Here is a 12139-nt window from a genome sequence, read left to right on the forward strand (position 1 = left end):
ATCAGGCGAGCGCTTCTTGCGCAGCCAGTCGGGTGTTCATGCGTTGTGCGATGAGTGCGAACAGGAGCGCCTCGACGGCTGCGCTTGTGGGGCCCGTCATCGCCAGGGCCTGATTCGTACGTTGAGTGCCTGCCGTGCCGAACGGTGTGGCGGTGGCGTGTACGCCACCGCCGTCCTCACCGCTCCTCCCTGGGCTTGCGCCTCTACGATCGTCTTGGGCGGCAGCGCTGCGCTGCATGGCCCTGACGCGCTGCTGCGAGGCGGTAAGGCCTGCGGTGCCGAGCGTCGTTTGTTTGGTAATGCCAATGATCATGGTGTCCCCCGGTGATCTTTAGCGTTGCGATGCAGGGATATCCGCAAGAGGTGTGCCAATCTCTAAATCCGGGTTTGAGTAATCGCTCTAGTTTTTTTGTCGATCGCCGGGAAAGCCTGTATTTATTTGCGTTTCGCAAAACAAGAATCTTTTGGATCGAGAGATCGAGCACTGGCACGCCTGATCAAAAGTCAGGGTTAACGAGATCGGGAAAAGGTGAAAGCGGAGGTAATTCCGGCGAATTGCCGTTCCCGTTACGGGGGGCGTTACGGGGAACGTTACGTAACGCGCTTCCCGTGAGTTCGGGTAAATACGCTCGTCAAAACCCGAATGCCGGTACGTGCAGCGGCTATTGCAGGAAATTCGCGTAAAGAGGGATCGGAACAGTTGCCAGTGCGACGTAATTTTTCGAAATCACGTTACGACTGCCGTTCGAGAAGCCGTGTCGATTGCGCTGTGGCAAAGATGATTGGCCCTGCGGAAAAGGGCCTGTGCAGGACGTAAATGAGACGGAATACGATTGGCACTCGCCGGGCTAATACAGACGATGCGGAAATACCACGGATGGCGAAAGATTTCGAAAGATTCGGTGGTTGCGCGCAAGGGCGCCGGCATGTGAGATTCCTCTCGGTGCCGTGATTGGCAAGGGTTGCGAAGCAATTGCCGGAATCAAGGGCGGACGTGACGGGCATAGCGGCCGCGAAACATGGCGAACGGACGATGAATGAATAGTTATTTAAATGTCCGCTGCATTAGAGGCGTTGTTTCGCTCACACGCGCAGAATCATGGTTTTCCCTCGCGCGTGTTGCATTGCTTAGTTTTGGAGTATTGTTTGATCAACCCGCGTAACGTTTTCTTACATTCTCCAGGGTGATTGGTAGGAAGGCTCTAGTTTTTGCGTTTTAGTTTAAATTAGCATCGAAAAAAAATAGTGCGCGATCCCGATGGTTGTTACAGCATGGCGGGAAATAATGGCGTACAAAGTAAAAGAGGTTCGTAAGCCTTGCTACGCAACGAACCCGAGGCCGAAGTCCAGAACTGATAAGCGATATGGCGAGTTCTCGTCGTTCAGGCAAAAACCTGAGAGTGACTCGCCATGTATGCCAACGGGCGCAAAGCGCCTTAATAGTGAGGGAGGGTGAGATGAAACTCGGCAATCGTATTCGACTGTTTGCGCGCGATGAGCGTGGTGTGACCGCGCTGGAGTACGGCATTCTGGCTGCTGTTGTCGCCGTGATTATTGGCGTCACTGTCTCCCCGGCATTGCAGGGTGTCTTCACATCGGTTTTCTCGAAGGTTCAGTCGGTCGTGACATCTGCGGGTGCCTGACGGCGCTTGCGCGGGGTGCGGACTATGCGAATCGCGCAGCGTAAGCGCTACGGGCGGCGGGGACTGCGGCGTCAGCAGGGAGTTACGGCGCTGGAGTACGGCATTCTCGCCGCCATCGTGGCGCTGATCATCGGGACGACCGTCTACACCCAGTTGGGCAGCGCGATTTCGTCGATCTTCAGCACGATGTCGTCAGCCGCCATCTCGGTGATTTCGCACTGACACGAGGGCCAGCGTGCTCACCTTGTTGTGGTTGCTTTGCGTGCCGATCGTGGTCACCGATCTGATCGCACGCCGAATTCCTAACGTGTGGCTGTTGTGGGTTGGCGCGCTTGCGCTGGTCTGGATCGGGTGGCAAGCATGGCACGGCGAACCCCGTGTGTTGTGGGTTCACGGGCTGGGCGCGCTGCTGGGATTGATCGTACTGCTACCGTTCTGGTGGCGGGGCGTGATGGGGGCGGGCGACGTCAAGTTGTTCGCACTGATCGGCCTGATTGCCGGCTACCCGGTGCTGCTGCCGGTGTGGTGTCTGGCAAGTGTCGCGGCCGGCCTTCATGCACTCGTCTTGCTCGCCGGGCGTCTTGCGTGGCTGACCGGCTGGCGGGAGCGCACGAGCGCCACGGCAACGTGGCAACGGATCGAGCGCTGGCGGGCCGGGCGCATCGGGTTGCCCTACGGGGCGTATCTGGCGGTGGCTGCGCTGGTGGTGCGGTAGCGTTTCACGGCAACAGAACACAGCAGTTGAAATGAGCGTGTCGAGTGCCGCAGAAAGCGGCACCGCAATAATGGGAGGCGCGGGCGACGCCGCGCGAATGAGTGGGACCAATGCGTCGCCAAACACGGCCTGCAAGCGCCGTGCGCGACGGGGAGTGTCGTCATGAAGCGGTACAGGACACAGGCAGGATCAGGGTTGCGACCGGCGCGCTCGCGTGGGGTTGCCGCTCTTGAATTCATGCTCATTCTGATGATCCTGTTGCCTGCGTTCTACGTCGCCGTCGCGTTCTCCATCACCATTCTTGCCCGACAAATGCTCACGCAGGCTGCCGCCGAGGGCGGTCGCGCCATGCTGCGCGCCGGCACGCTGGCACAGCGCCAGAGTTACGCCGCACAGGCGGTTGGCAACACCCTCGCCTGGCCTGCATCCAGTGCGGTGACAACCAGTTTTGTGCCCGATACCACGTATCCGTGCCCAGCTTCCGGGGCATCGAGCAGCGCGTCGCAGTGCATCGTTCACGTCAATCTCAGCCTGAACCAGACGATGACCGTCAACTGGCCCGGGTTGGGAAGTCTGGTGCCGTCGACCATCAACGGCACCACCGCGGTAACGCTCGACACGTCGACGCTCGGCGGCAGTTGAGTCTGAAATTGAGTTGGCAGTCGATGTCATGCCGCCGGTTACACGGTTACACGTTACCCGGCGCCCGAAATTTGTGACCGAACGGCCGCAAGGCCCCAAGCCATGAACAAAGCCACCAAGATTCTCGCAACGCTGCTGGTTGTCATCGGGGTGCTGCTGGCGCTCCTTGCGCTGCGATTGGGAACGACCAACGCACCGGCGCCGACGGCAACGCCCTCACCGGTGACGCAGACGCTCACGCAGCGCTATCCGGCCGTGGTGGCGGCCAAGGCACTGTCGCCCGGGCAGGTCATCGCTGCCGACGCGGTCAAGCTCGTGCAGTTCGACGCCCAGACGCCCGGCGCTTTTACCAACCCTGCCGATGTCGTGGGCCGCGTGCCGCTGGTGGCCCTTGCCGCCGGCGTCCCGGTCACCCAGAACACCCTCGCGCGTGGCCTGGCGATGCAACTCGCGCCGGGCGAGCGCGCCGTCGCGCTGCCGGTCACCGAAGCCGTGGGCGTCGCCAACCGCATTCGTCCGGGCGACTACGTCGACGTGTTCTTCACGATGAAGACCAATCAGGCCCCGGGCCCCGCGGTGGGGCTGGCCGACGATACGCAGGCACGCCTGCTCGCTTCGCGGGTGCGCGTGCTGAGTTATGGGAATGCGTCGCTCGATGACGTGACGCCGCCGCCCGCCACGCCCGGCGTCGCTTCGACGGTGCAAGCCGCTGCGGCAACGGCACCGCCGCCCCCGCCGCCCAATGTGAATGTGCAGCCGCCGATGCCGGCGACTGCCGCCGTGGTGGCCGTGCCGGTGGCTGACGTCAACCGTGTCGTGCTCGGCACGCAGCAGGGGCGGATCACGCTCGCGCTGCGCAACCCGGCCGATGACGCCAAACCGGATACCTCGCTGTTCCCGTCGCCGCCGCCGGTACTCGCGGGCAAGGCCAGTCTGAAGGGTGACGACAAGGCTTCGCTCGATACCCCCGAGAACCAGGCCTACGCGGGCATCGCGACCACCGGGCTGGCTGGCGCGCCGGTCAAGGCGGCCGCCGCACCGCGCCCGGCGGGCGGTGGGCAGGGCGGTGGCGGCACGATCGAAGTCGTGCGCGGCGCCGAGCGCTCGACGGCGTCATTCTGAAACGCAGAACTTTTGACGACCACGTGGAGAGAACCACGTACAGAAACGCTTGACCCAAGGCTTTCAAGTTCAATCGAAACAGTGACCGATACAGCCACGCCATGATCAGAAGCCAGGTTCGCACTGCCAGACGAGACGTCAGACGTGTCACGGGGACGCTGTTGTGCTTTGCCGCGCTGGTCGCGTGCGCAGCCACAGTGTCGGTGCGTCTGGCGAAAGCGGCTGACGCCTCTCAGAGCGCCAGCACGCGCTCGCTGACGCTGGGTGTGCACGAGCAGCGTGAGCTGCCGCTGCCCGGCACGCTCGAACGGGTAGCCGTGGCCGACCCGGCCGTTGCCGACGTCGTGGTGCTGCGTGGCACCGGCGGGCGTCGCGGTTCGGTGCTGGTGGTCGGCAAGAAGGCGGGCACGACACAGGTGTCGGCATGGCCGCGCGGTGGTGACGCCGTGCGCTGGGAAGTGCATGTGACGGGCGACCTGCAAAGCGCATTGGGCGATACCGGCACGGCGAGCGTGGATGCACGTGGCAACGCGGCGCTGATTCAGGGCCACGCGAACACGCTGGTGGAGCACAGCGGTCTGCAATCGGCGGCGGTCGATGCGACGGGCAAGGGCGGTGTGGTGGTCGATCGTTCGACGGTGGGTGAAACCGGTGTAGTGCAGGTCGACGTGAAGATCGTCGAAATCAACCGCAACATCCTGAATCAGATCGGCGCGAGCTTCGGCGTCATGAAGAAGGGCGGGTCGGGGAGCTTTGGCGTGGTCTCGCAACTGGCCTCGGCCTTCGGCGGATCGAGTTCGGGATCGGGCAGCAGTCAGGTCTCCAGTTTCGGCACGTTCTTCGGCTCGATCACGCGAGGGGCCTTCACGCTCTCGGCGGCCATCGATCTCGTGCAGACCAACGGACTGGGCCGCATTCTGGCGGCGCCGACGCTGGTCGCACTGTCGGGCCAGAGCGCGAGCTTCCTCGCGGGCGGTGAGATCCCGGTGCCGCAGTCGGGCGGTCTTGGCACGACGACGGTGACGTACAAGCCGTTCGGGGTGGGATTGACGGTGACGCCGACGATTCTCTCGCCCAACCGCATTGCATTGAAGGTGGCGCCGGAAGCCTCGGACATCGATTACACCAACGCCATCGTGTCTGACTCTGTGCAGATTCCGGCGATTACCACGCGTCGTGCAGACACCACGGTGGAGTTGGGCGATGGCGAGAGCTTCGTCATCGGCGGGTTGATTTCACGCACGACGACCGCTTCGGTCGACAAGATTCCGTTGCTCGGCGATTTGCCGCTCATCGGCGCATTTTTCCGTGATTTGAAGTACTCGAGTGCTGAAAAAGAGTTGGTCATCATCGTAACGCCGCATCTGGTCAAGCCGGTCGCCGCCGGTGTGACCATGCCGTTGCCGGGCGACACGCGCGAGCAGCGTCCCGGTCAGGTGTGGGGCGCTTACCTGATGGGCGTGGCAAGTGACAGCGAACTGCCGGGGTTCTCGAAATAACACTGGCGGAGCAGTAAGGAGTGCAAACATGAACGCACCGACGCGAATACTGGACACCATGACTGAGTTGCATCGCTTCCTCTTTTGCAGCGCGCATGCCGGCCACGGTCAGTGGCTCTCGGCGGCCCTGCGCGAAGAGGGCGTCTTGCTACAGGAAGCGGGACGCCCTGCGCAGTTGCAGCAGCGCATCGGCGATCTCGATCCGCAGGTGGTGTTGCTCGATTTTTCGGGCGAACCGACCGGCCACGCCGACGAGCCGGCCGATGGCGGCATTGCTCAGGCCGCCGAACTCGCTCAAATGCTCAAGCGCGTGGCACCCAAGCTGCCGCTCGTGGCGGTGGGCTCGATGGTGCGTGCCGACGGCATGAAGGCCGCCATTCGCGCAGGCGTGCATGACTTCATCGACATGCACTCCACGCACGAAGAGGCGCTCGACGTCATTCGACGCGTCATCGATCAAACGCCGCCGCCCAGTGCTTCGGGGCCGGCCAGACACGGCCGCTTCGTGGTGTTGCTCGGCGCGCGCATCGGTGTGGGCTGTAGCACGCTGGCCGCGCATCTGTCGCAACTGTCGCAGGAGCTCGCGGTCGGCACGCCCTCGAACAAACCGGTCAAGGCGCCGGCGGGCAAGGATGACAAGTTCGATGTCTCTTTGCTTGGCCACGTCGCGCTGCTCGATCTCGGGCTGCCGTCGGGCGATGGCCTGCTGTATCTGAATACGCAGAGCCAGTTCAGCTTCGCCGAAGCCGTGCAGAACCTGCGCCGCTTTGACGAGACGCTGGTGCACACGGCCGTCTCGCACGCCTCGAGTGGGCTCGCTGTGCTGCCGTTGCCGCTCGATCTCGGCGATATGCGCAGTGTGGCGGCCGCCGATGCGCTTGCCCTCACCGATCGCCTGCGCTCGTTCTTCGATCTGATCGTGGCCGATCTGGGCGGGTTTTCGAATCCGTCGTTCGTGTCGAGTCTGGTGCGCGCGGCCGACGAGGTGTGGCTCGTGGTCGATCAGAGCGTGGGGGCGATCGTCTCGCTCGCCTCGCTGCTGCGCGATCTGGAAGAGAAGAGCGTGGAGCGCAGTCATCTGCATCTGGTGCTCAATCGCTATGACCCGCGTTACGGCATGGCGGCCGACCAGATTGCCAAACGCTTTGACGTGCCGCTGCTTGCGACGCTGCCCGACCGGCCGCTGGCGATGCTCTCGGCAACCAATCAAGGCAAGCTGATTCTTGATACGGCACGCAGCGATCCGTACGTGCGGGCGTTGCAACCGCTCGCCGAACGACTGCTCGCCGCGCAGCACGCTGGCGCTGCGGCACATCGTCAGGCCTCGGGCTGGCTTGGCCGCTTCATTGGAAAGCACTGATATGACCGACTCGATCGAATTTGCGGACGACAGGCGCGCATTTGCCAACTCGCAGCAATTTCAGGACATCAAGACCGCAGCGCACGAGCATTTGCTCGCGCGGATCGAGGAACTCGGCGCCGAATTCGGCCGCTGGAGCCGGGGCGCGATTCAACAGTTTGTCGATCTGGAGATGGACGGCTTCGTCCGCCTTCGCCGCATTCCGATCAACGAAGCCGAGTTGCGTCAGATCTCCGACGCGCTCACGAAAGAGCTGGCCGGTTTTGGTCCGATCGAAGACCTGCTGGGCGACCCTGAGGTCGAAGATATTCTGATCAACGGCTACAACGACGTGTACGTGTCGCGCAAAGGGGTGCTGGCGCGCGAGGCGTTGCGATTCTCCGATAACGCGCATTTGCTGCGGATCGTGCGACGCATTCTGGCGCCGATCGGCCGCCGGCTCGACGAATCGAACCCGATGGTCGATGCGCGCTTGCCTGACGGCGGCCGCCTGAACGTGGTGATCGAACCGCTGGCGGTGGACGGGCCGGTGGTGTCGATCCGGAAATTCCGCAAAGACCCGCTCAAGCCGTCCGACCTGCTCGCGCTCGGCAGCTTCAACGAAGAAATCTACGGACTGCTCGAAGCGGCGGTGCGCTCACGTTGCAACATTCTCGTGTCGGGCGGGACCAGCTCGGGCAAGACCTCGCTGCTCAACGCGCTGGCCAGCTTCATCCCCGCCACCGAGCGCGTGGTGACGGTGGAAGACACCGCCGAACTCTCGCTCAATCACCCGCACGTGGTGCGTCTGGAGTCGCGCCAAGGCGGCTTCGACGGCTCGGGGGAAGTGACCATCCGGGACTTGATCCGCAACAGCTTGCGGATGCGCCCGGACCGGATCATCGTGGGTGAAGTGCGCGGCTCCGAAGTGCTCGAAATGATGCAGGCGATGAATACGGGCCACGAAGGCTCGATGGCGACGATTCACGCCAACTCGCCGCGTGAATGTCTTTACCGTCTCGAAATGCTGGCGGGCTTCGCGGGTTTTCAGGGCAGCGAAAGCAGCCTGCGCCGGCAGATTACGAGCGCGCTCGACTTCATCGTGCAGATCGGCCGGCTCTCCAGCGGACGCCGCCGCATTCTGTCGATCACCGAAGTCACCGGCGTCTCGGATACGGTGATTTCCACGCAGGAGCTCTATCGACACGAGACCTTCGCCGGTGCCGACGGGGAAGAAAAAGACCGTTGGGTGTCGCTGGGCATTCAACCGCACTCGCCCAAATTGCAGCGCTACAAGGACCAGACGCGTAACGCGACGGCTGCCGCTGCGCACGCCGCGCAGCAGCAGGGCAATACGCCCCCCGATTCCGGTGGCGGCGGCTTCTTCGGGCGGCGTCGATGAACCCCCTCGTGTTGTGGGTCGCCTGCGTCGCGCTGCTGTTGGTGGCTGGCGGACTGGAGCTTTGGCGGCGCACTTATCAGCGCGCCCGCGAGCAAGCGACGAGCGCGTTTCTCGAGCGCCAACTTGCCCACAACGCGCCGCAGTTCGCTGCGGCTGAAGGGGCCATTGGGCGTGTCGCTCGCCGCAAGGCGCTGCCGTGGGAGTTCTTCTTCGAGCGTGCAGGCGTAATTCCGACACCGGGGTTCTACGCGACGCTCGTGGGCGGCGGCTTGGCGCTCGCGTTGATTTTCTGGGTTTGGCACGGGCCGTTCTCGGCGTTGATCGTGCTGATTCTCTATGTGCTCGGCGTGGTCCTGCGTTATTGGCTGAAGGGTGTGCGGCGGCATGCCGAGATCGTGCGTCAGTTGCCGATCTTTCTCGATGGCATGGTGCGCATGCTGACGGTCGGCAACAGCTTGCCGGCGGCATTCCAGACGGCGTCCGGCAATGCCGACATGCCGTTGCGAGAGTTGCTCGACAGCGCCGTGCGGCAGGTGCAGGCGGGTGTCGATCTCGACGTCGCGCTCAAGCAGATTGCCCGTGTGTACCGCGTGGAAGAAATCTATCTGTTCGCGTCGGTGGTCGATCTGTCGACGCGGTTCGGCGGTCGCGCCGATCAGATTCTGTCGCGCATGTCCGGCTTCATGCGCGATCGTGAGCAGGCGCAGGCCGAGTTGCATGCGTTGTCGTCCGAGACGCGGATGTCGGCGTGGGTGCTGGCCGCATTGCCGATCGTCGTGAGCGCATTCCTGATGCTGTTCAATCCGGCGTTCTTCGAACCCATGTTCCAGCAAACGTCGGGCCAGAAAATTCTCGCGGTCGGTCTCGGACTGGAAATCGCGGGCGGCTTCATTCTGTACCGGCTGGCCAAGTCCATCTGAGCGAGAGGCGCCCCTTATGAACCTTTCGTCCTTCACGTCGTTCGCTTCGGAGTCGCACACGTGGCTGATGTTCGGCCTGCTGCTGGTCGCCGCCGGTCTGTTGCTCGCGGCCTCGGCGATCCTGCTGCGCGGCATGCGCCAAGACCGCAGCGGGCGCGTGATCGACCAGATGCTGGCGAATCGCCAGCAGCAGACGTTGGCAGCGCTTCGCGCGGCGACGGCACCGCTCGGCAGCTCGTTGTCGCCGGGTGACGAGGAGGAAGGCACCAACACCGGCGCGAAGGGCTGGCGCGCACTATTCGACCGCGCGGCGGCGCTCGGCAAGCGGTGGTCGGAAACGCGTTTCGGGCAGTACCTGATCGCCGCCGAAGATCGTCTGCTGCTCGCGCAATGCGGCTGGGACAGTGTGCGGGCGAAATCGCTGTTCCTGTTCTCGCGCGTGGCGCTGGCGGCCGTGCTGCTGCTCTTCGTGTGGATCTGGCTCCCGGGCAGTGGCGGGTTGAGCACGATCTTGCGGTTGCTCGGTGCCGTGGGCGCGGGCCTGCTGCTGCCGAAGTTCTACGTGCAGCGCCGTGCCGCACAGCGCCGTCGCGAGATCGTGGAAGAACTGCCGTTGCTCATCGACTTGCTGCGGCTGCTGCAAGGCGTGGGGCTGTCGATGGATCAGAGTTTGTACGTGGTGGTGTCGGACTTCCGTGAGGTGCTGCCCATTCTTTCGAAGGAGTTCGAGAACGCCAACCGCCAGTACGCCTCCGGGCGCGGGCGCGAAGCGTCGATGGTGCGGTTGCGGGAGGTGTACGACAACGATGATCTGCGCGCGCTGGTGCGCCTGATTGCGCAGGTGGAACAACATGGCGGCGCCGTGCAGGAGCCGTTGCAGCAGTTCAGCGACCGGTTGCGCGAGCAACGGCGGCAGACGATGAAAGAGCGTATCGGCAAGCTCACGGTCAAGATGACCCTCGCGATGATGCTCACGTTGCTGCCCGCTTTGATGCTCGTGGTGGCCGGGCCGGCGATTCTGTCGCTGGCGAAGACTCTGGAGGGCTTGTAGTCATGACACGAACCGAAATGACGCGGGTGGGCCTTGCGGCGCTGTGCGTGGTGATGGTCGCCGGGTGCGCATCGAAGGGCGGCGGTTACGGTGCGCCGTCAGCGGCAGCGCTCATGCGTGCGCAACAGGACGACGAAGTGCGGGCCAAGACGGCCGCGCCCGACACGAAGGAGTTGTACCTGTCGATGATTCGCGAGATGCAGGAGCGGGGTGCCTATTTCGCTTCGTTGGCGCACATCGAGCAGTTCCGGATTCAGTACGGCAATTCGCCCGACGTCGACATTCTGCGGGCCGACGCGTTGCGTGAGACCGGCCAGCCGGATGCTGCCGAAGCGACCTATCGGACGCTGCTCGCCAGCCCGGTGGCCGCCGCCGCATGGCATGGACTCGGACTGGTTGCCGCTCAGCGCAAGGACTATGCAGGCGCGACGCAGGCCCTGCGTGAAGCCGTGAGCCGTGCGCCGACCGAACCGTTCTACCTGAGCGATCTTGGTTTTGCGCAGTTGTGCAACGGCGACGCGGCCGGTGCCCGGGTGCCGCTCGCGCAGGCCGCCGAACTGAAGCCCGACAGCCGCAAGGTGCTCAGCAATCTGGCCGTGTATCTGCTGGTGACGGGCGAGCGTACACGCGCCGACCAGATGATGACGCAGGCCAAGATGCCGCCCGCCACGCGCGAAGCCATCGACAAGCTGGCGACCGATATCCGCACGCAGACGCAGGCGGCACGCGCTGCTGCCGATGCAGCGGCGGCCCGGGCAGCGGCACAGGCAGCGGCTGCGATCGTGCCACCCGCGGCGACGGTAGCGCCCGCCACGGTCGCACCAGTCGCACGCGCAGCCACCGTGGCCGCAACGGCAACCCCCGCGCAGGCGGCGCCGGTTGCAACGCCGTCGGCCTCGGCCAGCACCGTGGTCGTGCGTCTGCCGGAGCCCGGTGCACGTGGCGTGGCAGCGACGGCCGATGCGGCACCGAATCGCACGACGGCAAACGCAGGGGCGAACAGCGCCGACGCCAAGCTTGCACGGGCCAGCGATGTCGCACGCAGCGACATGCCGACGTCGATGCTCGACCGGTTTGCCAATTCGTCCAATTCGCAATAGGCGCGGGCGTCGCGTTTGCGACGACGCCCACAGAACGCGTCACGTAAAAGTAGTCACGCAACTTCAGGGAGACGTGATGATGGCAGGCCAAATGCAACGATGGGAGAGGTTCTCCCCGCAGACCCGGGCGACAGATCGGGACGTGCCGGGCCAGAGCGGTCTCGCTGCGCAGTGCCTTGCGGGCATCGCACTGGCGCTGTGCGCGAGCTGGGCCGGCGCACAGTCGGCTCCCCTGACCGGTCAGATGGGCGGTGCCGACGCGCGTACGGTGGCGCAGGCCACTGCGGCGCCGGCGGCGGCCAGCGCGGTACCGCAGGCCGCCGCAACCGATGCAACGGTTGCGCAGGCCACGCAGGCAGCACCGGCAACGCAACCCGCACAGGCGCCGCAGGCCAGCCGCGTGCCGCCGAATAGCGTGCGTCGTACGACGCCGTTACGCGTGGGCGAGCACGCCGCAGACGGCATGCTGGGCGACGAGACCGAGGCGTTGCTCGCATTGCAGGCGAGCAATCAGGCGGCGGGGCGCGGCTTGCCGATGCTCGGCGCGACGGCGTCGCGGGCTTACAAGCGCTATCTCGATAGCTTCACCTACGCCATTCCCGCGTTCTATCCGACGATGGTGCAAAGCGATGGGGCGGGCGGCGGTGGTGGTGGCGGTAGCGGGGCGGCATCCGGTGGAGGGACTGGCGCGAGCCAGTAATTCGTC

Annotated in this window: 13 protein-coding genes; 12 read left to right on the forward strand and 1 reads right to left on the reverse strand. The window is 64.3% G+C overall.

Annotated elements, in window-relative coordinates; all coding sequences use genetic code 11:
- Nucleotide 1: 1 nt before the first annotated feature.
- A complete protein-coding gene (locus CDV44_RS06195) occupies nt 2-313 on the reverse strand; it encodes a hypothetical protein (RefSeq protein WP_087687092.1) in 312 nt (103 codons plus the stop codon).
- 1144 nt (nt 314-1457) lie between these two features.
- Here CDV44_RS06195 and CDV44_RS06200 point away from each other — a divergent pair.
- The 12 genes from CDV44_RS06200 to CDV44_RS06250 all read left to right on the forward strand — a co-directional run bounded on the left by CDV44_RS06200 (nt 1458) and on the right by CDV44_RS06250 (nt 12133).
- Nucleotides 1458-1643 carry a Flp family type IVb pilin gene (locus CDV44_RS06200; protein ID WP_058378234.1) on the forward strand — a complete coding sequence of 62 codons (186 nt, stop codon included), beginning with the start codon at nt 1458-1460 and terminating at the stop codon, nt 1641-1643.
- A 24-nt stretch (nt 1644-1667) separates the two neighbouring features.
- Entirely contained in the window at nt 1668-1865 is a 198-nt protein-coding gene (locus CDV44_RS06205; RefSeq protein WP_087687093.1) for a Flp family type IVb pilin, read from the forward strand.
- A gap of 13 nt (nt 1866-1878) precedes the next feature.
- Nucleotides 1879-2358 (forward strand): prepilin peptidase, encoded by a 480-nt coding sequence (locus CDV44_RS06210; RefSeq protein WP_087687094.1) that lies wholly within the window; start codon nt 1879-1881, stop codon nt 2356-2358.
- Nucleotides 2359-2520: 162 nt separating this feature from the next.
- Nucleotides 2521-3000, forward strand: coding sequence for a TadE/TadG family type IV pilus assembly protein (locus CDV44_RS06215; RefSeq protein WP_140413460.1), 480 nt, complete (start codon nt 2521-2523; stop codon nt 2998-3000).
- Between the two features lie 102 nt (nt 3001-3102).
- The gene (cpaB, locus tag CDV44_RS06220) at nt 3103-4122 is read left to right on the forward strand and encodes a Flp pilus assembly protein CpaB (RefSeq protein ID WP_087687096.1); all 1020 of its coding nucleotides are present in this window, start codon (nt 3103-3105) and stop codon (nt 4120-4122) included.
- A 101-nt stretch (nt 4123-4223) separates the two neighbouring features.
- Nucleotides 4224-5621, forward strand: a complete 1398-nt coding sequence (locus CDV44_RS06225) for a type II and III secretion system protein family protein (protein ID WP_087687097.1) — start codon at nt 4224-4226, stop codon at nt 5619-5621.
- A 28-nt stretch (nt 5622-5649) separates the two neighbouring features.
- Nucleotides 5650-6981, forward strand: a complete 1332-nt coding sequence (locus CDV44_RS06230) for a hypothetical protein (protein ID WP_087687098.1) — start codon at nt 5650-5652, stop codon at nt 6979-6981.
- 1 nt (nt 6982) lies between these two features.
- Entirely contained in the window at nt 6983-8362 is a 1380-nt protein-coding gene (locus tag CDV44_RS06235; protein WP_058378240.1) for a CpaF family protein, read from the forward strand.
- A complete protein-coding gene (locus CDV44_RS06240) occupies nt 8359-9282 on the forward strand; it encodes a type II secretion system F family protein (protein ID WP_087687099.1) in 924 nt (307 codons plus the stop codon). Before CDV44_RS06235 ends, CDV44_RS06240 begins: the two co-directional genes overlap by 4 nt.
- 16 nt (nt 9283-9298) lie before the next feature.
- Complete coding sequence (locus CDV44_RS06245) at nt 9299-10333, forward strand: type II secretion system F family protein (protein ID WP_087687100.1); 1035 nt, start codon at nt 9299-9301, stop codon at nt 10331-10333.
- Nucleotides 10334-10335: 2 nt separating this feature from the next.
- Nucleotides 10336-11433 (forward strand): tetratricopeptide repeat protein, encoded by a 1098-nt coding sequence (locus CDV44_RS27750; protein ID WP_141118682.1) that lies wholly within the window; start codon nt 10336-10338, stop codon nt 11431-11433.
- Nucleotides 11434-11509: 76 nt separating this feature from the next.
- Nucleotides 11510-12133: a DUF3613 domain-containing protein gene (locus tag CDV44_RS06250; RefSeq protein WP_170935862.1), complete on the forward strand. Its 624-nt coding sequence runs from the start codon at nt 11510-11512 to the stop codon at nt 12131-12133.
- Nucleotides 12134-12139: the final 6 nt, after the last annotated feature.

This window comes from Pandoraea sp. PE-S2R-1 (assembly GCF_002179865.1).
Classification (GTDB): domain Bacteria; phylum Pseudomonadota; class Gammaproteobacteria; order Burkholderiales; family Burkholderiaceae; genus Pandoraea.